The sequence below is a fragment of the Enteractinococcus fodinae genome (genome assembly GCF_031458395.1).
Lineage (GTDB): Bacteria > Actinomycetota > Actinomycetes > Actinomycetales > Micrococcaceae > Yaniella > Yaniella fodinae.
Genome location: NZ_JAVDYJ010000001.1, coordinates 1,953,110 through 1,979,615, shown reverse-complemented (window position 1 = coordinate 1,979,615; position 26,506 = coordinate 1,953,110). Strand labels below are relative to the sequence as shown.

Sequence of the window (26,506 nt, the reverse complement as noted above, 5' to 3'; positions counted from 1 at the left end):
ACTAGCGCATGGCCACTTCACCCCTGGGGGCGCTGCGAGTCCCTGACGTCGTCTACCGGTTTTATGAACGACGGCTGGCACGAAGCCTCGAGAACCATCCGCTCCCGGGACATATCGGTGTCGTCCTCGACGGTAACCGCCGGTGGGCGAAACAATCCGGGGCGTCCACCGCCTACGGCCACCAAGTCGGGGCCGAAAAGATTCACGAGTTTTTGCACTGGGTCGCAGAATTTAACATCCCCGTGGTGACCCTGTACATGCTCTCGACCGAGAACCTTAACCGGGATAAAGCAGAGCTCGAACCCTTGCTGCGCATCATCGCCAATACGCTTCGAAAGCTTAGTGGCGGCTTGGCCGATGGCACTTCTTTGAAAGTCCATCCGGTGGGGGACGACAGTATTTTGCCCCCGGATTTGGCCGAGCTACTGCACGAGACAGCCGAAGCCACCAAGGACCATCAAGGGGTCCACGTCAACGTCGCGATCGGTTACGGCGGGCGTGAAGAAATTGTCGACGCGGCCAAATCATATCTGACCGACGCATCGCAGGCCGGTTACACGCTGGATCAAGCTATTGACGGTCTTGACGTGGATGCAATCTCGGATCGGCTCTATACGCGCGGTCAACCCGATCCCGATCTCGTCATCCGAACCTCCGGAGAACAACGCCTGTCGGGATTTCTGATGTGGCAGTCAGCCTATTCTGAGTTCTACTTTTGTGAAGCACTCTGGCCGGCGTTCCGGCGCGTGGACTTTTTGCGCGCACTGCGGGACTACGCCACCCGCCATCGCCGCTTCGGTGCATAACCAGGCGATTATCCACACATGCGGTGATCTTTCACCGGTAGTGGTACCGGTTGGCTAGGGTGACATACGTGATCCACTTGCTCAGCCGGGACATCTCGTCCGAAACCCTGGCACTGTTACCCGCACTGTTCCTAGGCGTTGCTCTGGTCTGGTTTGCGGTGTGCGCCATCGTTTTGTTCGTCGTGGATATCCAGCAGCATCGCTTACCAAATCGCTGGACCGGTCTGCTCTTCGCCGGCGCTGCTATCTTCCTGTTGGCCAGCACGCTGTCAGCACCTGAAGACTCCGCGTTGTCGGGCCGGTGGTTGCCGACGATCCTCGGATCGCTGAGCTATCTTATGGTGATGTTCGTGCTGCACATCGTCACTCGGGCCGGCATTGGTATGGGCGATGTCAAACTTGCCGCCGGGCTGGGCCTCTACACCGGCTTCATCGGCGTCGAAACACTGGTCGCAGGCTTCATGCTGGCCTTCCTCTTCGGAGGCCTGCAGGCGATGTATCTGATGGTCTTTCGAGGTGCCAAGAAATCCACACGAATCGCATTCGGCCCCGCAATGCTAGTGGGCTGTGCTGTCGCATTGCTCATGTAGCTCATGCAGTGAGACAGCTACACTACAAGAAACACAGCCATTCACCAGGGGAGATCATAAATGCGTATTGCGGTGATTGGTGCCGGTATCGCCGGTCTGGTGGCCGCCGCGAGTCTGCAACGCGACGGCCACGATGTCACCGTCTATGAACAGCGCGAAGAACCCAATGCTGACGGTGCCGGCTTGACGCTGTTCGGTAATGCGTTTGCTGCTCTCGACGCCGTGGGTCTGGGTGATACTGTTCGCGCTATTTCCGATAACACCCTCCCGACTCTGCGCACCGGGCAGCGCACGCCCGACGGCACGTGGCTCACGACCATCCCGGCCCAGACCGTCGGCCAGTTACACAGCTTGCACCGGATAACACTTCATGAGACACTGCTGAGTCTGTTAGAGCCGGGTACGCTCCACACCTCAGCACCCGCCGTTGTAAGTGCTGACGGTCGTGCGATCGTTCATGTCGCAGGAACTCCGGAGACCTTCGACTTGGTCCTTGCCGCCGATGGGTTGCGCAGTCGCACCCGCCAGCGACTGGGCCTGGATGCCGGGCTCCGGTATTCGGGATACACCGCCTGGCGCGGAGTAACCCAGCCCGGCAGTGTCGATCTTGCCGGAGCGGCCGCAGAGACTTGGGGGAGCGGCAGTATCTTCGGGATTGTGCCTCTACCAGAGGGCCAAATGTACTGGTTCGGCACCCTGAACCAGCCAGCAGGAAAACGCTTCGCCGATGAGCCCGCAGCAGCTGCCGAAGCGTTCGCCGCATGGCACCATCCCATTCCCGAAGCGATCGCCGCCACCGCCCCGGAGGCAGTCATCCGACACGACATCTACGACTTAGAAGAACTCCCAAAGACGTTTGGTCGCGGTCGGACCGTGCTACTGGGCGATGCGGCCCACGCGATGCTGCCAAACTTAGGCCAGGGCGCCGGCCAAGGCATCGAAGACGCCGTGACTTTATCCCTGCTGCTACGCTCCAACCGCAACCAACCGCTTGGGCGGATATTGGCACGGTATTCGGCAATCCGTCGGCGACGTACGCTGACCTTATGGCGGCAGTCGCGTCTCATGGCACGTATGGCGCAGGCATCCGGGCCAATCGCCACGCGAGGGCGCAACCTCGGGATGCGACTTGTGCCGCCCCACCTCATTGCTTCGACAAGCCAACGATTCCATCAATGGGATGCTCCGGTCTTGTAAGTATTTGTCAGGGTTGCCCCAAAGCTATACGCCCGGGTGATCAAAACCGGTATTCCCCACCAACACCGGTACTTCTTGCGACAGACCCGCCGTGATACCCTCGACATCAGTGATTGATGTCACGCGACCATTTCAAAGCAGAAGGACGCCGAGATTGGCACAGGCATACACGGATAACAGACCGCAGTTGCAAGAACTTATAGAGTCATTAGGCGAAAGCAAAGTCGTCACAAACCCTGCCACAATTGACAACTATCGCTGGGATCGCGCTAACGACCCTGGCGCAGGCATCCCTATCGCCGTGGTGCGGGCCACGAGCTCTGATGATGTCCAGACGACAATCCGTTTCGCCTCTTCTCGTAGCATTCCGGTAGTAGCCCGCGGCGCAGGTTCAGGCCTGTCCGGGGGAAGCTCCGCAGTCGATGGTGGCATCATCCTCTCCATGGAGAACATGCGCGATATTGAAATCAATCCGCTCACCCGTACTGCTGTGGTGCAGCCGGGCGCGTTCAATGCAGAAGTAAAGGCTGCCGCAGCGGAACACGGATTGTGGTACCCGCCTGACCCGTCATCATTTGAGTTCTGTTCCATCGGCGGCAATATCGCTACCAATGCCGGAGGACTATGCTGCGTCAAATATGGCGTGACCGCTGACTACGTTCTCGGCATGAAAGTAGTGCTCGCCGATGGTCGGGAAGTGGTGCTGGGAGGACCCCGGCTGAAGGACGTGGCCGGGTTAAATCTGACCCAGCTGTTTGTTGGCAGCGAAGGAACGTTGGGGGTCATTACCGAAGTCACTCTTCGATTGGTCCCCGCGCAGCGTCCGCCGACTACGCTGGTGGCCACGTTTTCCAGCCTCGATGACTCGACCGCAGCGGTCCTTGGGATCGCCTCCACGATGCGTCCCTCAATGCTGGAATTTATGGATCATCCCACAATCAATGCCGTCGAAGATGCTACCGGGATGGGGTTAGATCGGGACGCCGCGGCGATGTTGATTATTCAGTCTGATGAGCCTGCCGAATATGCTGCCAAAGAGATAGAACACATTGAAGCGCTGTGCAACCAGCACAATGCCACCGATATTTTCGCTACCTCTGACCGTGAAGAAGCCGAAGCCGTGATTGCGGCCCGCCGAATGGCCATTCCGGCAGTAGAACAGCAGGGCACGGTGCTGCTTGAGGATGTCGGCGTTCCGCTGCCCCGTCTCGGTGACCTGGTTCGGGGGATGGAGCACATCGCTCAAGACCGGGATGTCATGATCGCTGTCATTGCCCACGCCGGCGATGGCAACACTCATCCGCTACTGGTTTTTGATCCGATGAATGAGGATCAAAAGCGTAGGGCACACATTGCCTACGGTGAGGTGATGGACTTAGCTGTCCGACTGGGCGGAACCATTACAGGTGAACACGGGGTGGGACGCCTGAAACGCCCGTGGTTGGTGGACTCCATCGGGGAGGACGCTTTGGAGCTCAACTATCGAATCAAGAAGGCTCTTGATCCGCAAAACATTTTCAATCCGGGTGCTGTCTTTGATCCGGCAGCGATTGCTCAGCAAGACCCGGCCCAGTCTGCGGGGACTCCGTAGCCACGTACTACCCGTTCTGCCGCATTGGGCTGCTGAACAGGGCGATGCCACGAGGGGGCTTCACCCCGATGGTTAAACGCGTGATCCCCGCACGACGGCGGGGATCACAGTGCTAGAGCAGAGTTAGCTTGGGCGAGTCATCGACATCGGGTCAAGTGCTTCGTCCAGCTGTGCTTCGGTCAGTTCACCGCGCTCGACGTAACCCAGCGCAATGGTCGCTTCACGAACCGTGATTTTTTCGGCGACGGAGTGCTTAGCGATTTCGGCGGCTGCTTCGTAGCCGATGAGCTTATTCAGCGGGGTCACAATCGACGGGGAAGCACCGGCAAGGAATGCGGCGCGTTCGACGTTGGCTTTCAGGCCGTCGATCATCTTATCGGCCATCACGTGCGACGAGTTGGCCAGCAACCGGATCGACTCCAGCAGGTTCGAGGCCATGACAGGAATACCAACGTTGAGCTCGAAAGCACCATTGGTTGAAGACAACGAAATCGTCGTGTCGTTGCCGATGACCTGTGCACACACCATCGAGACGGCTTCAACGATGACCGGGTTGACCTTGCCGGGCATGATCGACGAACCTGGCTGCAGGTCAGGAATGTAGAGTTCGCCCAGACCAGTGTTCGGGCCCGAACCCATCCAACGCAGGTCATTGTTGATCTTCAGCAGCGAGTAGGCGATGTTGCGCAACTGGCCGGAGGCTTCGACCAGACCATCACGGTTGGCTTGAGCCTCGAAATGGTTACGGGCTTCGGTGATCGGTAGCCCGGACTCTTGGGCCAGAACCTCAATCACACGCTCAGAAAAGCCTAACGGGGTGTTGATGCCGGTACCGACTGCGGTACCACCCAGTGGGACCTCGGCTACGCGGGGCAGTGAGGCGTCGATGCGCTCGATGCCGTAGCGAACCTGGGCGGCGTAGCCCCCAAATTCCTGACCCATGGTGACCGGGGTGGCATCCATGAGGTGGGTACGGCCGGCTTTGACGACGTCGGCAAATTCTTCGGCCTTACGTTCGAGCGACTCGGCCAGGTGAGCCAATGCAGGTTTGAGGTTATTGATCAGCGCGTTGGTGACTGCAACGTGCACCGAGGTCGGGAACACATCGTTTGAAGACTGCGAGGCGTTGACGTGGTCGTTCGGGTGCACCGTTGCATCCGAACCCTTGGCCTGCAACGACTGGTTGGCCAGATTGGCAATGACCTCGTTGGTGTTCATATTGGATGAGGTACCGGAACCGGTCTGGAACACATCAATAGGGAACTGGTCATCGTGTTTGCCGGCAATGATTTCGTCGGCTGCGGCTTTGATAGCTTCGGCCTGTTCGTCGGTGATCACACCGAGTTCGTTATTGGCGACCGCACAAGCTTTTTTCACCAGCCCCAGCGCATGGATGTGGGAGGGTTCAAGCCCCTGGCCGGAAATTGGGAAGTTTTCTACGGCACGTTGAGTTTGGGCGGAGTACAGCGCATCGACTGGAACCCGCACCTCTCCCATGGTGTCGTGTTCGATACGGAATTGTTGATCATCAGACTTCGTTGTCATAATCCTCATCCTAGGCGGGGAACTACCCCGGGTTACGTGTGTTTCGGCAGTGGCGCTGTGCTCTGGGCAGGGGGTTTGACCGGGCCTACCGTGTCACCGACCTGTACCGATCCGTCGGACAGGGAATATGTTACTCCCATGACCGCGGTGCGACCTTCATTGACGGCTTTCGAGACCGCATAAGAGGTGTCGACAACCCGGTGGACCATCTGATCGGTGTGTTCTTTAACCGTGCCGTTGACGTCGTTGATGCCCTTCGCCCGGGCAGCCATGACGGAGGGCATGATCCGTTCGACCAGCGAGCGCATAAAGCTCTTCGGCATCTTGGCGGTATCCATCGCTTCGCATGCCGCGGTGACCGCACCACAGTTGTCGTGGCCCAGGATGATAATCAGCGGTACTTGGATTTCTTCGATCGCAAATTGTAACGAGCCCAACACAGCATCGTCGATAACCTGGCCGGCGGTGCGAATCACAAACACATCGCCCAAGCCGACGTCGAAAATAATCTCGGCGGCTAGTCGGGAGTCAGAGCAACCAAAGATCACCGCGTGTGGGCTCTGAGATTCAGCCAGCGCGGCACGCCACCCGGCATCTTGGTGCGGGTGATCTACTGTGCCGTCGACAAAGCGCTGGTTTCCGGCCTTGAGTTGCTCCCAGGCCTGCTGAGGCGTCAAAGATGTCGGCATTTTTGTGCTCCTTCGTATCAGCACCCGAAGGCGCAAGCGGTGGGTTGTTAGCGATATTGATTCAGGACTTCAGCAGCCAATTGGCGCAGTTCGTCCTCGTCCATCGAACCGGACAGGATTAACGTCATCGTGTCAGACGGCTCGGTCAGCTCGACCGGTCGGTCGCTCATATCGACGGCTGGCTGCTCGAATTCAGCCACATAGTAAATGTGTTCATCTGCTCCGACCCAGCGGGTCACGGGGTGATTCGCCACGGTTGTTTCGGTGGGTTCACCAACCGGGTTGATGGTGTCATCAATCCAGGCGCCGGTCGCATTGGCGGTTTGGGCAATCCCGAAGAACTCGTCGTTCTCGGTCAAATAGCCGACGGTCCAGGCTGGAATGTCATCCATCGCACCGGAATGCCAGCGAGCATAGTTGGCTCGCCACGTTTCGGGCGCGTTGACGGTGGCCGGGGTGAAGGCGGCAACCGTGTCGACTTCTGCTTCGGCGGCTGCGACATCGACACCGGGTTCAAACTGGCGATCCTCTTGCGGGGTGAGCGCGATAAAACCCGCGACGATGGCTAAGGTGGCCAGCACCGAGTAGGTCATGGCCTTGGCGCTTTGGCTCATCCGCTCGCCCTGAGCTTTGGTCAGCTTGGGTTTTGGGATGGCTTCGTCGTGCTGGGGCTGAGTCTGGGTGGTGTCAGCCTGATCATGGTTGGTAGCGATGTTTCTGCCCTTTTCAACAACACTAGAATTTTGTTCCTACCCTATTGTGCCACCAAACGGGCCCGGCATCATATTCACGTTAGACTAGGAAAGAAATTTTTCTCGCACAGTCTCAGTTTTCGGGAGTAACTACATGACGAACAAAGCTTCGGCGCAAACATTCAAAGGTGCCGGTGCGCAGGATCGCAACCTGGCCATGGAATTGGTCCGAGTGACCGAAGCTGCGGCAATCGCTGCTTCCGAATGGGTTGGCTTTGGTGAAAAGAATATCGCCGACGGCGCCGCTGTCGATGCGATGCGAGGATTTTTACACACGGTTCACATGGATGGCACCGTGGTCATCGGAGAAGGCGAAAAAGACGAAGCCCCGATGCTGTATAACGGCGAGCGGGTCGGTGACGGCCAGGGCCCGAAAGTCGATGTCGCCGTCGATCCGATTGATGGCACCCGCCTGACCGCTATGGGGTACAACAATGCGCTATCCGTAATGGCCGTGGCTGACCGTGGCGCGATGTACGACGCCTCCAGCGTGTTCTACATGGAAAAGATGGTCGTTGGGCCAGAAGCCGCCGATATGGTCGATCTGCGCTTGCCGATCAAACAGAACCTGATGCTGCTGTCCAAAGCCCTAGACAAAAAGGTCTCCCAGCTCAACGTGTGCGTCTTGGACCGCCCGCGACACGAGGGTCTGGTCCGAGAAATCCGCGAGGCCGGAGCACGCGTCAAATTCATTATGGACGGCGATGTCGCCGGTGGCATTGCCGCAGCCCGGCACAACACCGATGTCGATATTCTGCTGGGCACCGGCGGAACGCCCGAAGGTATTATCACCGCGTGTGCGATCAAAGCCACCGGCGGGATGATTCAGGGCCGGCTGGCTCCGGTTGATGATGAGGAACGCCAACAGGCTATCGACGCCGGACACGACCTCGATGCAATCTTGACCACCAACGATCTGGTGGCCACCGATAACTGCTACTTCGCAGCTACCGGTATCACCGACGGTGACTTGCTACGTGGGACCCGATATTTCTCCAACCGGATTGAGACCCAGTCGATCGTGATGCGCGGTCAGACCGGAACGGTGCGCACGATTGAAGCTGAGCACCGTCCGGCCAAATGGAAACGCGAGAACTAAACTGTTACTAGGCCGCGGTTGCTGACGTATCGTCGTTGGCGGCCGCGGCTTTTGCGTCCCGCTTCGCGTCCAACTGCCTCGAGACCGTCACACTGCCCGACGTAAACGTCGTCTGAGCGGGTGACTGGATATCTTCCGCTGTTTCATCGGTGGCTTCGATGGCGGCATAGCGGTTGGTGGCGAGCATCCAGGTGACGGCACCGACGACGAATGCCAGAACCGGTGCCACGGCCCAAATTAGTGAAGTCTCGCGAACTGCCACCGTGCAAAGTGCGGGCACGACCAGTAGCCCGGCGATGGGCAAGGTCAGCGCTGAGTCACTGCCCTTGGGGCCGGTGAGAATCGTCAGAATACTTGCCACGGCGCCGGCAGCGAGCCAGTAGAACACCTGGGGGATCGGCGCGAAGCCGATGGCAAGAATACTGACTGCTGCTGCGGCGGTCAGGACGCCAATACGAACCGAAATCGGATTGGTTTGAGTCGTGTGATGCAAATTTCCCCCTATTTTGTTATGTAACTGCTGTTACCGTTTAGGATAACCCAGCCTCGTCAACAATCAAGAGGAAAACAGCGTGTCGATCACGGCTGACTGGCTATGAACATCGTCACACCGGTACCACCCGTGGACAGATCCAAACTGCCCCCGTGACCGGGTGCAAAGATCCCAACCCCGGGGGTAACCTCAACGGTCTCACAGCCCGAGCTCAGGGCACCGGTACCGCTTGTCCCTACAGCAATATGGGGTGTGACGGCCGTGATCGTCAGACTCGTGTTGGGTGGCAGATCATAGCGGGTCAGTGCAAAATCCGTCACCGGGGGAGTAAACCGGGTGACGACCACATCATCAATAGTCCGTACCGAAGGCTCAATAATGGGTGGATTTGCCGGGGTGTAGCTGACGACTTTTTCTAATTCCGCCACGTCGATGTGTTTGACCGTCAACCCGCCTCGGATGACATTATCGGAGGTTGCCATGACTTCTAGTCCCAGCCCGGAAACATACGCGTGGATGGTGCCGCTGGGGACAAACAGTGCTTGGCCGGGTGCCAACTCAATCAAATGCATTAACAGGGCAACCAGCGCACCGGGGTCGTCGTGGTGTATGCGAGCGGCAGCCAGCGCGTTGCGTAAGTATGGGTCGGTGGTCCCGCTGTCGGCTACCGCGGTGAAGATGGCCCGCGTAAAGCCCTCGACCTCCCAGAATGGTCCGTCCGGGTCGACCAGCTGTCCAAACACGCCCTGAATGTTGCCTTCGGCCAGTTGGTCGGCCATGGTTCCCAGGAGGCTGGCCAGGTCGGCGTCGTTGACCAACGTGCCGAGCTGACGGAAGGTTTCGGACGAATCGGCGGGATCCCGAAAACCTGCCATCGCCGTGAAATTTGACAGGGCGATGAGCATTTCCGGTTTGTGATTGGCGTCTTTATAGGTCCGTTGGGGATGATCCAGCGGAATGCCGGCGGCGTTTTCGGCTTCGAAGCCAATGCGCGCTAAGTCTTTGCCCGGATGCGCCTGGATCGACAGTGGCTGTTCGGCAGCCAACAGCTTCACCAAGTAGGGCAAGTCTGCGATGTCTGCCAGTGCGGTGCCGTCTTCCACCAGCGTCGGGGTGGTGGGGTGGGTGCCGAACCACATCTCGGCCTGTGGCGTCTGAGATGGGGCGGAACCGGTGAGCTCAGCCAACAGGGTCCGGGAGCCCCAGGCATAGTTCTTGATGGGAGCTTGAAGACGATACAGCGACTGCGGAGGTAAACCAGACGGTTGAATCAAGTGTGCGGCCTTTCTTCTCTGCCTGAGTTTAGCCCGGATGGCACTGGTGGTTGGTTTCTGCGGCGTGCGTCAACAAACTTGTTTGGCCGGCGTCTTCAGCCCTCATGAGGTATTCTTCGGTGATTTCGCTCCCGTCGGGCTGGGTGGGTACCGGATCCCAACCCGCCGTGGGATCATCGGTCTCGGCGTCGAGCAGATACATTCCTACGGGCGGCATCAGATGTGCACCGGTGGGCGGGGTGCCATCGGCGGCTAGCAGGTCGTGGACGCGTGTGTGGATTTGATCAAAGTCTGGATAGGTGGTGAACTGTCCACCCTCGAAATCCGGTGGGCCAATCGTGAGGCGATCCATATCGTGGCGCTGAGATTTTGCCCCAAGGTGCAAGAAGCTACCAACCTGAGATTGGGGAATGGAGGTTTCGACCATCTGTTCACCGGCACCCATGATGGCTTCGAACCTGGTCAACAAGGTTGGGACGTCGAATTGACTCAACATTGCTTGCTGGACGCACTGCTGGCGTTGAATCCGCGAGTAGTCAGTTGACCATTTTCGGGACCGGGCAAAGCCTAGCGCGTCGTCGCCGCTGAACGTGTAGGTGTCCGGGCCCCACCACGCGTTGCCCCACTGTCCATCAGGACGTACCCCGCGGTAGGGGGTCCACCCACCCGTGGTGACCGTGATGCCACCCATGGCGTCAATCAGGGTCGAGAACCCGTCCATGTCAATCATGACGTAACCGGTCACTTCGAGATCTAACACGCCTGAGGCAGCGTCCATCATCGCTTCGGCGCCGGGGTCTTCAGATAGTGGGTAGAGATCTGCATGATTGTGGGTGACGTCGGTGTACAGGCTATTGATAATGCATGCGTCCCCACAGTTATAGCCGTTGGGATAGACATTCCACAGCGGTGAGTCGGAGGCAAAACGGGCGTTTTGTAAGTTCCGGGGAATGGAGAATAAGAAGATCTTACCGCTGTCGGCATTGATTGAGGCCACCGAAATTGAGTCGGGACGTAACCCTTGGCGGCCTTCGCCTGCATCGGCGCCAATAATCAAGATGTTATAGCGCCCGTCAGATTCCTCCACGGCCGGTCCGGAACCAAAGATCGTGCCCAACGATGAGGTTGAGGCGTTGAGCAGAAAGGCACCGTAGGCGGTCGCACCAGACGTCACCGCCGTCATCACGATAAGTAGGATGGCAATCAGCGGCCGGGCTGGTCGTTTGAGTTTGACGAATTGGATGATGCGGGCCGTGTCCAGCCACAAAATAAACCAGCCCACGGCCAGGGCAGCAAGATAGAAGATCCCGATCGATTGGAGAAACGGGTTGAACGCCAGCGACATGGTGAACTCGCGGGCCACAAACAACCCGATGATCGCGGCGACAATGATCGCCCAGTTGATCAGCGTGACGGTCAGCCCAATGCGGCCCAACCGATGGTTTCCGGTGACACTTTGTGCGCCGCCGGGTACCAGCGTGGTCAGCGCGATGAGCAGGATCGCACGTCTGGCGCGCTGAGCAAACGTCGCGTCGCCGGGGCGCTTGAGCGGATCTCTTCCGGTTCCGCCGTACTCAAGTTGGCGGAGCCGCTGGTTGAGTTCCTGGCGGATCTGGCGCTCTGATTTCCCGGGGTGGGAAGAGGTGGTAGTGGGAGTCACGGCAGCTCGATACTGGTCGGGAGGGCGTTAGTTCAACCGGACAAGATAGTCTAGTCGGTTTTTGGTCCGGACAGCTGAGCCTGTAAGTTGGCACCCTTGGCCTGTGCTTGGGCATTCAGGTCGGTGGCGAAGTCTTTGAGCTTCTCACGGAGCTGTTGTGCATCGTCGTCGGTGTTGGCAGCGAGCATTTTGACGGCCAACAATCCGGCGTTTCGCGCTCCATTAATGGACACGGTGGCTACCGGGACCCCGGCGGGCATTTGGACAATCGACAGCAATGAGTCCAAACCGTCCAGCGCTTTGAGTTTGACCGGTACCCCGATCACCGGTAGCGGGGTGGTTGAGGCGAGCATGCCGGGCAGGTGGGCTGCCCCACCGGCCCCGGCGATAATGACGGACAGGCCGCGTTCGGCTGCGGTGGTGCCGTAGTCGATCATTTCGTGTGGCATGCGGTGGGCCGAGACCACCTGGACTTCATGGGGGATATCAAATTCAGTGAGCGCTTCAGCGGCGGCCTGCATGACCGGCCAATCTGAGTCCGATCCCATGACGACGCCCACGCGCGGGGTACCCGATGAATATGTCACACGAAACTCCTTAGTAGTCGGTTCTACCGTGCCGGATAATCTCGGCCGCATCAATGGCAGCTGCGAGTGCGGCATCGAGGTCGCCGTCGGTTGCTAAGACATTGACGTGGCCAATCTTACGTCCGGGTCGCACCGATTTGCCGTAAGCATGAACTTTGGCCTGCGGATATTTGGTCATGGCTAATGGAAACGCGCCATAGAGATCATGGTTGTCGGCACCTAGGTAGTTTTTCATCACTGTGAAGGGCACGATCGGGTCGGTAGCGCCCAGGGGGAGCCCCAGCACGGCGCGCAGATGTTGTTCAAACTGGCTGGTGATCGCACCGTCTTGGGTCCAGTGCCCGGTGTTGTGCGGGCGCATGGCCAACTCGTTGATCATGTAGCCGGCTTCGGTGTTCGGGGTGTGGAAGAGCTCCACGGCCAGCATGCCGGTGACACCCACCCCGTTGGCGATCGTCTCTGCCGCTTGGCGTGCCGCAGCTACTGTGGTGTCGGTGATATCGGGAGCCGGTGCTTTGACAAGGTCTGCAACCCCGTCGGTTTGGATGGTTTCGACGATCGGATAGGTTGCGGTTTGACCGGTGGTCGAACGGGCGATCTGGGCGGAGAGCTCCGACCGGAAGTCCACCTTGGCTTCGACCAACAGGGCTTCGTGGTCGCCGTTGAACCAGACTGTGGCTTCTCGTGCTTCGTCGGGGGAGTCAAGAATCCACACCCCCTTGCCGTCATAGCCTCCGCGTGGGGTTTTCAACACCACCGGGTAGCCGATGTCCTCGGCGGCGGCGAGCAGCTCATCAACCGAAGAGACCGCCCGCCAGTCGGGCTGGGGGAGGCCCAGTTCGGCCATCTTGCGCCGCATGACTAATTTGTCCTGAGCATAGACCAACGCACCGGGACCGGGCGCCAGGGCCACCCCGGCTGCTTCTAAGCGCTGCAAATGCTCTGTGGGGACATGCTCGTGATCGAACGTGACCACATCGACCTCGGCGGCGAAAGCTTCCAGGGTCGCATAGTCCGTATAGTCACCGACCGTATACGTTGCGGCAGTCGTAGCCGAGACGTCAGCTGCTTCGGCTAAGACATGCAATTTGATTCCGAGATTTATCGCGACCGGAGCCATCATGCGGGCTAATTGGCCGCCACCTACTACACCTACTGTTGGAAAAGACACCCTTCTACAGTAGCTTGGTTTACTCGCAGCCGGTGTTTCGTGGACGTCCAAGACATGCCGGTGCGCTCGCGGGCTGTTGTTCGAAGATTTCCACACGTGTGAGCAGTTCAGCTATTTTCCAGGCTCCACCGACTAGAGTATCTAAAACCCTGTTCGCCCTACCGCCCAAGCCACGTCCGAGGAGGAAGCCCGATGCTACAACGCCTTTGGGATCGCATCGTCTCGCTCGTTCGCCTGCTGTGGCGTGAGGTTGCCAAGTTCGGTGTGGTCGGCGGCATTGGGTTTTTTATTGATACCGGGATTTTTGTGTGGCTCATTACCGGCCCGATGGATGACTCCGCGGTCAAGGCCAAAATCATCGCCACCGGGGTTGCCACCGTCTTTTCCTGGGTGGCTAACCGCTATTGGACCTTCCGGAATCGTCGGCAAGCCAACGTGATGCGCGAGCTGGTGTTGTTTCTCGTGATGAACGGCATCGGTGCCGGGATTCAGGCCGGTTTCGTGTTTATCGCCAAATACCTGCTGGGCGTTACCTCGGCCGGTGGCATGGTCTTATTTGGCAACGTCATCGGCTTGGCTTTCGCCACCGTGTTTCGGTTCATCGCCTACCGGCTGTGGGTCTTTACCGAAGCCGTGGAAGCCGACCCGTCCACCACTCGCGACCACGAAGTTCTCACGGGCGCCGTCCCGCGGGTCACATCCCAGCATGATGTCGCCGACGGCGACGACCCACAAGATCGCCCGGACACTGGCTAGTTCAGGTGCTCGGTGTCGATGATGCGCGCCAACTGCGTCTCATCTGCGGCATCGACCAACACCACCGGTTTGCTGCGTCGCCAGGCATCCACCATCGCCCACCACACAGCCGCATTCATGCGCAACCCCGCCGATTTGATAATCGTGCCGGAGCCTAAAACTTGCACGGTGGGCTCTGCCGGTTCATCGGTCTGGGCTCGGCCAATGATATCGGCGCTCCCCAGCAGCGCCTGATCTGGATGCGACAACACCTCGTCGTCGATATCGACCAGCGCGGGATTCACCCTCTCTTGGTGCGTCACGAAAATTTCGGCAGCCGCCGTCATGTACTCATCCGGCTGGTCGGTCAAGATCGCATCCACCTCATCGGCCTCGGTCGTCCACTCCAGCTCGGCCCAGGCCGCCCCCAGCACCAGCACCGTGCTGCGCCAGGTCACCGGCACGTCGAGGAAGATCGTGCCCGGTGCGGCCACACCATAAGAATCCAGTAGGTGGGTGACCTTGGTCGCCCAGTTCACCGCGACCCGGCCGGATAATTCGGTCCGCCCCTCGGCGGTATAGTGAATCACCGCGGGTCGGGGCGACGCGGCCAGGTGTTTGATCAGGTCAGCCGGGGACTCCAAGGGCTGATTGGACGGGATAGCAGGTATCGAAATCATAAAATCCTTTGCGAAAAATAACTCTGCTGCCTAGGCTAACCGGTCGAGCATAATAGTGCAGGTGGGCTACCAGATGCAGGGTACAGTGTGATGGGCAGACAGCTGGAAATTCACTGGCGCAGCCGAAAATGGGGTCGTCTCCGGGCTTGACTAAAACCGAGTTACACCGGTGTAATTAGAGATCAGTACAATAGATAATTCACCACGACGATCCACGTCCGTACGATAAACAGACCCGTAAAAGGGCGATTTAGCGTGCCCGGTGAAACCGCAGGAAAGGAACCAATGGACAATGCACAACGGGCGGAGCGTTCCCGCCTTGAGAGCCAATCCGTATCTCGAAATTCACGAGAGGTTCCCATTGACTGGTTCGTCGATCCGGCTGATCCCACCGCCGGTCACGACTTAGCTACCCTGGACGATCGGGGTACCGCTTATCTCGCCGCACACGATGCGATAACCGACCTGGTGACCGAGGAAGATACCCCGGCTGCTACCGTTACCACGCTGCACCCCAGCATCGGAGCCGAACCAGAAGTTCCCGAAACCCTCGACCTGTGGCAAACCCTGCCGGGATTTGGTGACACCGCCGACGAGGGCCAGCTGGCCTGGCAGGCCGATGCGCTGTGTGCCCAGACGGACCCGGAAGCATTTTTCCCAGAAAAAGGTGGCTCCACCCGCGACGCGAAGAAAGTTTGCGGGTCCTGCCCCGTCAAACAAGAATGCCTCGAATACGCGCTGTCCAATGATGAACGCTTTGGGATTTGGGGCGGCATGTCAGAACGCGAACGTCGCCGACTACGCAAGAAATCTTTATAACTGTTGGCTAAGTACCACGTCACCGGGGTCTTCTTACTCGAAGACCCCGCACACGCTACGACCGAAGTATTCACCTCCGCCATCAACGGCACAGTAGGGATCGATGCTGCGGTCGTGGTGACCGAACCCACCGTTGAAGCCGCGGTCCTGGAAAACCTCGACCGGCTCATGACCGAATCCGGGATCGAATACCATCACGTGGTCCGCGATACCAGCACCACCCTGGCCGAGCAGCTCAACGACGTGGTCGCGCCTGATCAGCAGCGCATCAATGTGCAATCCTGGCTGTGGTTTTTGACCGATGACACGGTGGTCTCACCGACCAGTCTGGCCAGCCAATTACAAGCCGTCGAAATTTCCCCCTCGGTGGCCATCGCCGGGGCGAAACAACTGGCAGATCGCCGGCTGATCGACGTCGGGCTTTCTGTGGCTCTCAGCGGCGAGATCGTGTCGCTGATTGAACCCGGAGAACTTGACCAGGGTCAATACGACCATCGCACCGACGTCTTTGCGGTATCGCTGCCCGGCATGCTCGTCCAAACCGAGCTGTTTACCCGGCTCAACGGGTTTGATCCGCTGACCCCCGAACTCGCACAGACCGTTGACCTGTGCTGGCGTGCCAGACTCGCCGGCCACCGGGTCGCCGTGGTCCCGGCGGCCGAAGTCCAACACACGGCCCTACCCGATGAGCCGCCCATCGCCGACACGTGGGAGGCCTCCCGCTGGCTGCGACTGAAACACACCGGCTTTCTTGGTGCCCTCGGCGGCTGGCTGTGGGGACTGTTATCGGCCATGGCCGTCGTCGTTGCCGGGCTGTTCGTAAAAGATCCCGGCACCGGAGCGGCCCAAGCCCGCGGTATTTTGCGCACCCTGGCGCGCCCAGTTGCACTGGCTGCATCCCGGCGAGCTGCCAAAAAGACCAAAACCAGACCGTTCCACGCCGTCGATGAGCTGCGACCATCGCGGGCTCGCGTCCGGGACTACCGTCGTTCGGTGCTCGAAGGCGGCGACACTGCCGACGTCATTGGGGATGGCACCGGGGTCTCGGATGCTCCGCAAGAGGCCACCGGCGGGCACGATGACTTTGATGAACTGGCCACGCCCGATCGGAACTGGGTCGGCATCGGCGCGGTCACCCTGGTGGTAGTTCTGGGCACTGTAGCACTGTTGGGGCTGCGCCACCTGTTGGGTGCCCCTGCCCTGGCCGGCGGGAACTTGTTGCCGGCGAGTCAAGACCTCTCGATCCTGGTCGCCAAGGCCGCCAGCGGGTGGGCCCACCCCGGAGCCGGCGCACCGGGGTATGACGGACCCTTCGGCTGGTTGGTGGCACTGTTTGGTCTGACCACCAATGCCTCTGCGGTGTTCGTCTGGCTCTGGATCCTGGCGCTGCCACTGGCCGGATTGGGCGCGTGGGTACTGGCCGGCACCGTCACGACCTCACGCTACGCCCGGTTTGCCGCAGGACTCATTTGGGCCAGCGCACCGGTGCTGCTCACCGCGGTATCCGAGGGTCGCGTCGGTGGACTGATCGTGCACCTGGTGCTGCCCTGGTTCGCGTTGGCCGTGTTACGCGCCATCGGCTACACGCCCGAAAATACTCGCCTGCCAGCAGACCAGCCCGAACACGACGACCGCCCCGTGCTGCTGGGACGCAAACCGCGCAACACTACGGCCACTACCTCCTTGACCGCAGCCGCCTGGATCGCCATCCTGCTGACCGTCATGACTGCGGCCGCCCCGTCGATGTTCCTCCCGTTGACCGCCGGCATCATCATCCTGGCACTGGTGCTGCGCAGTCGAGCGAAAGTCCTGTGGTGGACCCCGATCCTGGCGGCCACCGCACTGCTACCCGCCGTCGTCAGTCACGGCACCGATTTGCGCGCTATTCTTGCTGATCCGGGCGCTCCGGCCAGTTACGATCCGGCCCCGACCTGGCAATTTCTGCTCGGTTTACCGCACGAGGTCGCCCTGGATGCTGGCCTGGCCGAACTGCCCTGGCTGGATGCACTCAGCCCGGCGGCACCCTGGGCCGGCATTGCGGTGTTCGTCATCGCCCTACCGCTGGTAGTCCTGGCGATCCTGGGTGTGATGCGACCGGGAGCCGGCGGCAGCCTGGCCCGCTCGGGTCTCCTGGCCGGATTTATCGGCCTGGCCATCGCCACCGCCAACTCGGGGCTGACCTTCTCGATTGACCAAACCGGCGAGCCCGTCGCGCTGTCGACGATCCCACCGGTTTCCCTGGCCTGGCTGGGCTTCTTGCTCGCCGCCATCGTCGGAATCAACACGCTCACCCGCTCACGGACCCGCTCCGCCGGATACGTCACCCAACACCGCGCCGGTTGGCCGGCACACACGGCCATCAGCGTCCTGGTCCTCACCGGGGTCCTCGCCACCGGACTGTGGCTCACCCCGCGCATGGTGCCCAACGACACCCTGACCCAAGCGCGCGAGACCTCAACCGACCAGCGTGGCGTGGCAGTCGCTGAGGCCGCCACAGACGAACTGGTCGAGGAAAACAGCACCCGGGCCAGCCTCGACTACGTGACCGGCACCCCGAGGGTCGCCGGGGTACAACAACACGCTCTCCCGGCCACCGCGGTCGACTCGGCCGTCTCCGATCTGCGCACCCGCACCCTGGTCATTACGCGCACCTCAGAGGGCCTTCGCACCCATTTGATCAGCGGTGAAGGCACCATGATCGATGACATGACCGGCACCTGGACGGCCCGCACCGTCACCGGAGACCTGTTCGACCCGCAATCAGCCCCCGCCGATGACGCAGATGAGGCGCTGCGCACCGTCGCCGCCCAACTGACCACCGGCACCGACGCCGACCCGCGGCCGCTGCTGGATGCCCTGGGCGCCGGATACGTTGTCCTGACCGACCCGGCCGGCACCGAAACCACCCTGGCCGCAGGCATCGATGCTGCCCCCGGTATGGCGTCGGTGGGGCACACCCGCGCCGGTTGGTTATGGCGCGTCGTCCCCGATGAAGGCACCAACGATGACGGGACCGAGCTGGGCGTAGAAGTTCTCACCGAAAACGGGTCCAGCGCGCCCCGCGGCACTGCAACCGCCCGAGCCCGCATCGTTGAAGACGAGGCGACCGTGGCCCTGGCGGCAACGAATCCAGACGGGTCCATCGACGTCCAACTGCCCGACACCACTACCCAACGCGAACTGATTTTGGCCGAGCGCGCCAACCCGGGTTTCCGAGCCTGGCTTGATGGCGAGGAACTCAACTCCACTGTGACCCAACCCGAGTGGGTCCAAGCTTTTGAGCTGCCAGAAACCGGTGGTAACCTGACCGTGGAATTTGCCCCACCGGCCGGGAAATGGCTGTGGTTGATCCCCGGCATCCTGGGAATCATTACGCTGGTCTTGGGGATCCCGGCGCCGGCACGCACAACGTCCGGGAGGGTCCATGAGCCACGATAAACCAGCCCCCAAACCCGCGGTCGAACCCACCGAACCCGCTCCAGACACCGGCTCGACCGACCGGGCCCGCCGTCGCGAAGCTGCTCTGCGCCGGCTACACCAGACCACCATTTCCAAGCGCACCGCCGCAGCCCTGGGGGTGGCCACCGTCGCTGCCGTCGCCGCGGTCACCGCCGCCGGCAGTATCTGGGCCCCGACCCAACCGGATATCGACACCGCCGCACAGGCCGCGAATCTGCCGGCCACCCCGGTGCTGAATGTCTGCCCCGGCGCCCCCGTCCTACCTGAGGGGGCTGGCGAGGGCGAAGATCTCGACTTTTCACCGGTGTCTTCCGACGCCGTCACCGCCCTGTCGGTTGCGGCTGTCTCCGATTTAGCCGGCAACATTCCCGGCATGTCATATTTCGCAGCCGAAACTGACCCGTCGAGCCAACCAGACAGCACCCGGATCACCGACTCGCTCGACGAAGAAATCCAACAGGGGCCACCGGCCACTGCCGCCACCGACGGCACCGTGACCCAAAACGCTTATTACGACGTAATCGCCGACCCGGATGACGACGGCCAAGCCATCGCGGTCGCCACCGAACCGCTGGGCGGCAGTCCCGCCACCTCGGCGGCCGCTTCGCAATATGCCGCAACCGATGGGGATTTGGCCGGCATGACCGCTGCGGCCTGCACCACGGCGGCACATCAACACTGGCTGACCGGTGCGGTCACGACCCCCGGCACCACCGCGGTCCTGAATATCACCAACCCCTCGGCCACCAACTCGACCGTCAACCTGTCCGTGTTTGACGGGGACGGACGCGTCGAGGCCTCGGGCGCATCGGGTATCGTGCTGGCCCCTGGCCAAACCCGTTCCATTCTGGTCGCCGGGTTAGCTCCAGGCCAAGACTCGGTGGCCATTCAGGTGTCGTCCTCGGGTGGCCCGGTCGCCGCCGATATCCAGCAGCACCGTCTGGATGGCATCGTGCCCGCCGGCGTCGATACCCTGCAACCGGCCACCGCGGGATCAACCGTCGTGATTCCCGGGCTGACCATCCCAGACGACGCCGAAGACATCGCTGATACCTCAGATCTGGACGGCCAGACCCCAGTCCTGCACCTGGCCTCGACTGGCGCCGCCGCTTCGGCGACCGTGACCCTGCGCGGACCCGACGGCCCCGTCGAACTTCCCGGGGAAGCCTCGGCCGTAGACTTGGCCGCTGGGGAAGCCACCACCGTTGACCTGAGCGGAGTTGAACCCGGCACCTACGCGGTCCAAATCGACGCCGATTCGAACATCATCGCTTCGGCCACGTCGCTGGCTTTCAACCCGGCCGCCGATAACGACGACGCGACCGGCAATACCGAAGCCATCGACACCGCCTACATGCCGTCCACCGACCCCATCCGGGGCGAGACCATGGTCGCACTACCGGCTCTGGCCGACCCCGAAGCGCAACTCGTGCTAACCGCCGATGCCGAGGCCACCGTCTCCATCACCCCGGTTGATGAGGATGGCGAACCGGGCGAAACTGCCACCCAGGAACTTGCCGCCAACACCGCCGTCACGTTTCAAGACGACGATGCTGCGGCATACCTGCTGGAAACCGGGTCGAACTCGGTGCATGCGGGCGTGCTCATCGACTCCTCAGCTGGTATTTCCGCTCTGCCGGTCAATACCGTGGGAGAAACCGGATCCGGGCTACCCGTTCGGATCGGCTACTAAAAGTCCGGGTCGACCTCGGCCACGGTTTTGCCGGTCAGCGCCGCCCACTCGGTGATCAACAGTTCGTAGAGCACCTCGGGCAGGTACGTGTCGTCCGTGACCTTCAACTCAATCAGCTTCCGGTACAAGGTCAACGCGACCGTGCCGTCGGCATTGATCCCACCCGAGATCAGCGGGGCCCGCGTCCCGGGTTGCCACCACGCCAAATCCACCGGCGCCGTGAGGTATTGCACCGTGGCAACTGCTCCAACCCGGTCCAAAAACCACCGGTGAGCAATACCAAGTGCGCGCTCGAACCGGTCGTTGTGCGCGGTGCGTCGACCATGTCGATCACGAGAAAAGTAGCCAGCCACACCCCAACCCTAACAACCTGAATACCCCCTGTACGCTAGAGTCAGCTGTTGTGGGAACTCAACGACTGTGCACCAAGACCGCTTGCTCCAATTCAGCTGCAGCAACGCTGACGTTTAACTACGCTGAATCGACCGTAGTCTTGGGCCCGATGTCCCAGCGCGCCGAACCGCACGCGCATGATTTATGCGCCAAACACGCTCAACAATTCACCGCCCCGATTGGTTGGGAATTTCTCCAACTCACCGAGCACCTCACCGACGACGATGACCTGTTAGCCGTCGCCAACGCGGTCAACGCCGACGATGAGACTCCCGAGCCCGCTGACGCCAGCTCCGGGACCGTCCATCCGGTGGATCGTTCCGTCGCGCCGACTCGGCCAACCCCGATGGCTGACAAGCCCGGCATTTTGCGTCTGGTGCGTGGCGAGTAAATTCTGGCTGAACTTTGTGACCCCGCGTTGCATCGCTGACCGCGCCGAGCGCTTGACCAAGTAGGGTTAAGCACCATGACTACTACGCCTGCCGTTGACTCGGCTTTTTCGAATCAAGAGACCGTCCCAGGGGCCGCCTTCGATTTCGCAATTCGCGACATCAACCTGCATGAAGCCGGCCGCCATCAGATCCGACTTGCCGAACACGAAATGCCAGGCCTGATGGCACTGCGCGAACAGTACGGTGAGTCGCAGCCGCTCAAAGGCGCTCGGATTGCCGGTTCGCTGCACATGACCGTGCAGACCGCGGTGCTCATTGAAACCCTGACTGCCCTGGGCGCTGAAGTGCGCTGGGCATCGTGCAATATTTTTTCCACCCAAGATGAGGCCGCTGCGGCCATCGTCGTTGGTGACGGCACCGCCGAAAAACCAAACGGTGTCCCGGTCTTCGCCTGGAAGAACGAGTCTCTGGAAGAATACTGGTGGGCCGCCGAGCAGATTTTCCTGTGGCCCGGAGCCCAAGAGGATCCAAGCTTTGGCGCGAATATGATTCTCGACGACGGTGGCGACGCCACGATGTTGGTCCACAAGGGTGTCGAATTTGAAGGCGTCGGCATGGTGCCGGCCGCAAGTGAAGACGATCCAGACGAATACAAAGTCATTCTGGAAACCCTGCGCAAGTCTCTGGAAGCTGACAGCCAGCGTTGGACCCGTATTTCCAAAAACCTCCGTGGGGTGACCGAAGAGACCACGACCGGTGTGCTGCGGCTCAACCAGATGTTCCAGTCCGGTGAGTTATTGTTCCCGGCGATCAACGTCAACGACGCGGTTACGAAGTCGAAATTTGATAACAAGTACGGCATCCGTCACTCGCTGCCTGACGGCATCATGCGCGCAACCGATGTGCTGCTTGGTGGCAAGGTCGCCGTCGTCGCTGGGTACGGTGATGTCGGTAAGGGCGCGGCGGATGCATTCCGTGGTCAGGGCGCACGTGTGATCATCACTGAGATCGATCCGATCAATGCGTTACAGGCTGCTATGGATGGCTATCAGGTCGCGACACTTGACGATGTCGTTGATACCGCAGACATCTTTATCACGACCACTGGCGGTCGTGACATCATCATGGCCGAGCACATGCTGCAAATGAAAGATAAGGCCATTGTCGGTAACGTCGGCCACTTCGATAACGAAATCGATATGGCCGGCCTGGCTCGTATCCCGGGTGTCGAGAAAATCGAGATCAAACCTCAGGTTCACGAGTGGGTCTTCGATAAGGGCACTGACAACGAGCGTTCGATCATCGTGCTGTCCGAAGGTCGCCTACTGAACCTTGGCAACGCTACTGGTCACCCATCGTTTGTCATGTCGGCTTCGTTCACGAACCAGGTCATGGCCCAGATTGAATTATTCAATGCCGAGGGCGGTGCCGGATCGATTACCGGTAAGACCTATGACATCGGTGTCCACGTTCTGCCGAAGCTTCTGGACGAGCAGGTTGCTCGGTTGCACTTGGAAGCTCTGGGTGTGAAGCTGACCGAATTGTCCAAGACCCAGGCCGAATATTTGGGTGTGGACGTAGCAGGTCCGTTCAAACCAGAGGACTACCGCTACTAATCTTGGCTTCTAGTGGCCGCGATTCTGTATGGGATCGCGGCCATTAGCGTTTAAAACGCCCAGTAGAGGTTCCGGAGTAGGGGTTGGGTGGGGTCTAACCAGGGGGCTGGTTGGAAGAACGTGGTGCCGTGGTGTTTGCGGATTTTCCATTTGCCGTTATGCACCGCCCCGTGGTGGTGGGCGCACAGGGTGATGGCGTTATCGACGTTGGTGGTGCCGTTGTTGAGCCATTCGGTGATGTGGTGGATTTGGCAGTAGACGGCTGGCACGGTGCAGCCGGGGGCTTGGCAGCCACGGTCTCGGGCTAGGATCGCTCGACGTTGGGTCGGGGTGAATAACCGATGAGCGCGGTATTGGGCGAGGACTTCGTGGTGGCCGTTCCAGATTTGGCCCACGAGTTTACTGTCACAAGCTAATGGAGCAATGTCAGCAGGGCGCATGGCGCCGATGTTCACGGCCTCCGACATAAACTGAGTCCACGATGGTGGGGAGTGGCCCCGGGTGTGATCGGGATTCAAACATACCGGCTCGTGATCGGGATTCGGACGCGTGATGATCGGTGGTAACACTCCGGCGGCTTGGGGTGGTCGTCGCACCGCCTCCGGGAGAGCACCGACTCCGAGGGTTTCATAGGCTGTCTGGATGTCTTGGACGATCATCAACTGAGCCGACGCCCCGTGGGCTTTCTTGACGCCGAGGTCCTTGGGATCCATCGTCAACAAGTTTTGAAACATGCCAATGATAATGGCTGCTAACCGCTGACCGGTGGTGAGCGGGTCGATAGTCGCCGTCTTTTCAGCTGAGAGGGTGGCGCCCTGAGGGTCTTCAGCTTGAGCATCCGGATCCGGGCTAGATGTCAGGTCGTTGAGGTCATTGACGGCTGCCGCCGGGTCAGGTGCTTCCTGGTCGTCGGTGGCTAGCAGGTCCAGGACCTCTTGGGGGATCTCGACCGGGGTGCCATTGAAATTCAGCTGATGCAGGGACCAGTTTTTAAACGCCGCATACACCGCCGGGGTGGCATGCATGCTAATTTTGCCGGACCCATCGGCCAGGTTCTGGGTGCGAAGCGCGTTGTCGGGTTGTTTGCGCAGCGCATCGGATACCAGGGGCCCGTCAGGGTCGATCGCGTGGGCGATTTTGTTGGCCCATCGGGTTTTGGCTTCGGAGAGTTCATCGGGAGTCAGAGTCTCGGCGGCATCGACCAGAGCGTCTTCAAAGGCCAGCAGGATGTCGCGTTTGATCCCGGGGAGGGCCTTGGTTTTGTGCACGTACTTGGTGAGATCTTTGTCCATGCTGATAATCCGATCGAGGTTTTCGCCGGAAATCTTGCCTTCGGCAAAGGATTCAGCGACTTTGAGCAAATTGGGCTGATAGGCCGCCAACGCGGGATTTTTGCCCGAGGCCCAGGTGACATACGGGACCCGATCATGAATCTTCGTCGTCTGAGCTGTGGAGAGTTTCAGCACTTCCCGGAAGTACACCTGCCCATTCTTATAACCTTTGACCCCTTCTGGAGTACCGAGCATTACCTGCTGATCGTTCATGGCGGGTTCCAGATGGGCCGCGAAATGTGTGAGGATCGCATCGGCCGCTCGCTGATGGTGTCGCAACATATGCGCAATGCCAGGCAGCGAATCATAATAGTTATCAGGTGCTACGGGTATCGAGTGCGGCGACGTCGCATGCTGCTGTGCGCTGTTGGGATCATCTGCTGCGCCTTGATCTTCAGCATCTCTATCGTTGTTGGTCTGGTGCGTGACCGTAGCGGATTTGAATCCCATCCAGTCTTCCCCGGAAGCCGTGACAAAGCGAGCAATTTCTGAAGCGGCCGCCGGATCGGCCATCCGCTGTGCGGCCACGTCGGCGAAGAAGGCTGCAGCGTAGACGGCTTCTCCCACACTCATGTCATCGGCAGCTGCCGGGTCAAACGCTGGCGAGGACACCGGGGAGCCAATATTGGGCAAAATTTGGGTGGTATCCATCAACGGGTCCTTTCGACAGGCAACAAACAGCAGGAAGTTCGTGATTAACGACGAGAAAAAGGAGAAAGAGTGGAAGGGGAAGGGTTGATGTATGCCCCCATTTTACCGTCTGGCTGTGACGTACGCAATAGTTTTAATGGTTTTAAAGCGTGTTTTAATGTCGTGTTTGGCGGTATATATCATACGGGTAGGACACGATAAGGGTGTGGTATAAGTTTTGTGGATAACTAAAAACATTTTCGACTTTTCCACATTCGACCGCGACAGGGTTGCGCGTTCGATGTGAAGCGATTACGAGCGCCTCGTCCGGCAACCGAAATGGGACCCTAAGACGTCAAAAGAAAATCCACTCCCGCACGTCTCGGGAGTGGGCGTAAGCAACGAGTTTCGTTATTTCAAGAGGTATTCAGCATCGCGTTGTCGACGCTCACGTCGTTTCGCGAGGACCTGATAATCCCGATTTCTACGTTCTGCCATGACACCCACAAGAAAAGTAAATGGGTCAATACCCTGTGGGGGACCAGGAGTAACGTACGGCAGCACCGCAACGTACAACTGGTTCGACAGATGAGCCAGCGCGCCAGGGTCCATCGTCGGCGCATTGCGGATCAGCGAATTAATTTGATGTGCCAGCCCTGCGGGGACGCGCCCCAGATCGGCAGTTTGGGCCCAGTTTTGTAACGCGGGTGGGACGGCCGGTAGGGGAGCGGGCATCCGAGGCGCTCGAGCCACAATGACAAACGTTCCGGCCATCATATCGCCCAGGCGTTTGGACTGCCGGTTGAATAATGACGCAATAATGGCCACCGAGCCGGCGGTCATCCACAATTCAAAGACTCCGACGAGACACCGCGTCAACGCGTGGCGCCAACGGATGGTGCCGCCATCATCACGCACGACGCGCAACCCGAAAATCAGCTTGCCCAACGAACGTCCCTTGGAGAGCCCTTCGACCAACAGCGGGATGACAAATATCAGGGTGACCATCGCAATGATGACGACGGCTTGGCCGGCTGCGGCATCGACGGCAAAGATCGCGGTGAACTGACCGACGAGCATCATGAGAACGAGCCAGCCCACAAAGTACACCACCGCATCAAGGACGGCTGCGGCTAACCGGGGCATAAAGTTTGCAGCCCGAAGATTCAACACCACAGCTTCACCGGTGATGGTGTGTTCCCGCATGCTGCATCCTTGTCATGTCCGGTATCAAAAGGCTAGGTTCCAGTCTAAACCTACGTCATGAGTCACCGGCTGAATGTCCGCCGACTCACCCTAGTAGT

23 protein-coding genes are annotated in these 26,506 nt (G+C 59.9%); 11 read left to right on the top strand and 12 right to left on the bottom strand.

Features of this window, described 5'->3' with window-relative positions:
- The first annotated feature begins 8 nt into the window (after positions 1-8).
- The 4 genes from J2S62_RS09180 (at position 9) to J2S62_RS09165 (ending at position 4,184) form a co-directional block, all read left to right on the top strand.
- Positions 9-806: an isoprenyl transferase gene (locus J2S62_RS09180; protein ID WP_407649947.1), complete on the top strand. Its 798-nt coding sequence runs from the start codon at positions 9-11 to the stop codon at positions 804-806.
- Positions 807-874: 68 nt separating this feature from the next.
- Positions 875-1,396, top strand: a complete 522-nt coding sequence (locus J2S62_RS09175) for a prepilin peptidase (RefSeq protein WP_310173944.1) — start codon at positions 875-877, stop codon at positions 1,394-1,396.
- Positions 1,397-1,456: 60 nt separating this feature from the next.
- Entirely contained in the window at positions 1,457-2,593 is a 1,137-nt protein-coding gene (locus J2S62_RS09170) for an FAD-dependent oxidoreductase (protein WP_310173941.1), read from the top strand.
- A 154-nt stretch (positions 2,594-2,747) separates the two neighbouring features.
- Positions 2,748-4,184 (top strand): FAD-binding oxidoreductase, encoded by a 1,437-nt coding sequence (locus J2S62_RS09165; protein WP_310173938.1) that lies wholly within the window; start codon positions 2,748-2,750, stop codon positions 4,182-4,184.
- A 123-nt stretch (positions 4,185-4,307) separates the two neighbouring features.
- On the opposite strand, the gene J2S62_RS09160 is transcribed toward J2S62_RS09165, so the two are convergent.
- Genes J2S62_RS09160 through J2S62_RS09150 form a run of 3 tightly spaced genes read right to left on the bottom strand, consistent with a single transcriptional unit; the run spans position 4,308 to position 7,032 of the window.
- On the bottom strand, positions 4,308-5,729 hold the full coding sequence (locus tag J2S62_RS09160) for a class II fumarate hydratase (protein WP_310173936.1): 1,422 nt from the start codon (positions 5,727-5,729) through the stop codon (positions 4,308-4,310).
- 32 nt (positions 5,730-5,761) lie between these two features.
- Entirely contained in the window at positions 5,762-6,418 is a 657-nt protein-coding gene (locus tag J2S62_RS09155) for a carbonic anhydrase (RefSeq protein ID WP_310173933.1), read from the bottom strand.
- 47 nt (positions 6,419-6,465) lie between these two features.
- Positions 6,466-7,032 (bottom strand): DUF4245 family protein, encoded by a 567-nt coding sequence (locus J2S62_RS09150; protein ID WP_310173930.1) that lies wholly within the window; start codon positions 7,030-7,032, stop codon positions 6,466-6,468.
- A gap of 232 nt (positions 7,033-7,264) precedes the next feature.
- On the opposite strand from J2S62_RS09150, the gene glpX reads away from it, so the two are divergent.
- Positions 7,265-8,269, top strand: coding sequence for a class II fructose-bisphosphatase (glpX, locus tag J2S62_RS09145; RefSeq protein WP_310173928.1), 1,005 nt, complete (start codon positions 7,265-7,267; stop codon positions 8,267-8,269).
- 7 nt (positions 8,270-8,276) lie between these two features.
- Here the strand turns inward: glpX and J2S62_RS09140 are convergent, their stop codons facing one another.
- From J2S62_RS09140 to J2S62_RS09120, 5 genes are all read right to left on the bottom strand, one after another.
- Positions 8,277-8,762, bottom strand: coding sequence for a hypothetical protein (locus J2S62_RS09140; protein WP_310173925.1), 486 nt, complete (start codon positions 8,760-8,762; stop codon positions 8,277-8,279).
- 86 nt (positions 8,763-8,848) lie between these two features.
- Positions 8,849-10,036 (bottom strand): mannose-6-phosphate isomerase, class I, encoded by a 1,188-nt coding sequence (gene manA / locus J2S62_RS09135; protein ID WP_310173922.1) that lies wholly within the window; start codon positions 10,034-10,036, stop codon positions 8,849-8,851.
- 28 nt (positions 10,037-10,064) lie between these two features.
- On the bottom strand, positions 10,065-11,696 hold the full coding sequence (locus J2S62_RS09130) for an LCP family glycopolymer transferase (RefSeq protein ID WP_310173919.1): 1,632 nt from the start codon (positions 11,694-11,696) through the stop codon (positions 10,065-10,067).
- Between the two features lie 50 nt (positions 11,697-11,746).
- Complete coding sequence (gene purE / locus J2S62_RS09125; RefSeq protein WP_310175828.1) at positions 11,747-12,244, bottom strand: 5-(carboxyamino)imidazole ribonucleotide mutase; 498 nt, start codon at positions 12,242-12,244, stop codon at positions 11,747-11,749.
- 49 nt (positions 12,245-12,293) lie between these two features.
- Positions 12,294-13,454 (bottom strand): 5-(carboxyamino)imidazole ribonucleotide synthase, encoded by a 1,161-nt coding sequence (locus J2S62_RS09120; protein WP_310173916.1) that lies wholly within the window; start codon positions 13,452-13,454, stop codon positions 12,294-12,296.
- 192 nt (positions 13,455-13,646) lie between these two features.
- Here J2S62_RS09120 and J2S62_RS09115 point away from each other — a divergent pair, with 192 nt between their 5' ends.
- Positions 13,647-14,210 carry a GtrA family protein gene (locus J2S62_RS09115; protein ID WP_310173913.1) on the top strand — a complete coding sequence of 188 codons (564 nt, stop codon included), beginning with the start codon at positions 13,647-13,649 and terminating at the stop codon, positions 14,208-14,210.
- Here the strand turns inward: J2S62_RS09115 and J2S62_RS09110 are convergent.
- Positions 14,207-14,869 carry a hypothetical protein gene (locus J2S62_RS09110; RefSeq protein ID WP_310173910.1) on the bottom strand — a complete coding sequence of 221 codons (663 nt, stop codon included), beginning with the start codon at positions 14,867-14,869 and terminating at the stop codon, positions 14,207-14,209. The genes J2S62_RS09115 and J2S62_RS09110 overlap by 4 nt on opposite strands.
- A gap of 285 nt (positions 14,870-15,154) precedes the next feature.
- On the opposite strand from J2S62_RS09110, the gene J2S62_RS09105 reads away from it, so the two are divergent.
- The 3 genes from J2S62_RS09105 to J2S62_RS09095 are packed head-to-tail and all read left to right on the top strand — an operon-like array spanning position 15,155 to position 20,840.
- Positions 15,155-15,688, top strand: a complete 534-nt coding sequence (locus J2S62_RS09105; RefSeq protein WP_310173907.1) for a WhiB family transcriptional regulator — start codon at positions 15,155-15,157, stop codon at positions 15,686-15,688.
- 3 nt (positions 15,689-15,691) lie between these two features.
- The gene (locus J2S62_RS09100; protein WP_310173903.1) at positions 15,692-19,126 is read left to right on the top strand and encodes a glycosyltransferase; all 3,435 of its coding nucleotides are present in this window, start codon (positions 15,692-15,694) and stop codon (positions 19,124-19,126) included.
- A complete protein-coding gene (locus J2S62_RS09095) occupies positions 19,113-20,840 on the top strand; it encodes a DUF5719 family protein (protein WP_310173901.1) in 1,728 nt (575 codons plus the stop codon). The genes J2S62_RS09100 and J2S62_RS09095 overlap by 14 nt, the downstream gene beginning before the upstream one ends.
- Here the strand turns inward: J2S62_RS09095 and J2S62_RS09090 are convergent.
- The gene (locus tag J2S62_RS09090; RefSeq protein ID WP_310173898.1) at positions 20,837-21,193 is read right to left on the bottom strand and encodes a hypothetical protein; all 357 of its coding nucleotides are present in this window, start codon (positions 21,191-21,193) and stop codon (positions 20,837-20,839) included. The two genes, J2S62_RS09095 and J2S62_RS09090, sit on opposite strands and share 4 nt — an antisense overlap.
- 50 nt (positions 21,194-21,243) lie before the next feature.
- On the opposite strand from J2S62_RS09090, the gene J2S62_RS09085 reads away from it, so the two are divergent.
- Both J2S62_RS09085 and ahcY read left to right on the top strand, forming a co-directional pair.
- Entirely contained in the window at positions 21,244-21,624 is a 381-nt protein-coding gene (locus tag J2S62_RS09085; protein WP_310173896.1) for a DUF3499 family protein, read from the top strand.
- A 75-nt stretch (positions 21,625-21,699) separates the two neighbouring features.
- A complete protein-coding gene (ahcY, locus tag J2S62_RS09080; protein ID WP_310173893.1) occupies positions 21,700-23,241 on the top strand; it encodes an adenosylhomocysteinase in 1,542 nt (513 codons plus the stop codon).
- A 50-nt stretch (positions 23,242-23,291) separates the two neighbouring features.
- Here the strand turns inward: ahcY and J2S62_RS09075 are convergent, their stop codons facing one another.
- The gene (locus J2S62_RS09075; protein WP_310173891.1) at positions 23,292-25,223 is read right to left on the bottom strand and encodes an HNH endonuclease signature motif containing protein; all 1,932 of its coding nucleotides are present in this window, start codon (positions 25,221-25,223) and stop codon (positions 23,292-23,294) included.
- A gap of 390 nt (positions 25,224-25,613) precedes the next feature.
- Entirely contained in the window at positions 25,614-26,408 is a 795-nt protein-coding gene (locus J2S62_RS09070; protein WP_310173888.1) for an RDD family protein, read from the bottom strand.
- Between the last annotated feature and the right edge of the window lie 98 nt (positions 26,409-26,506).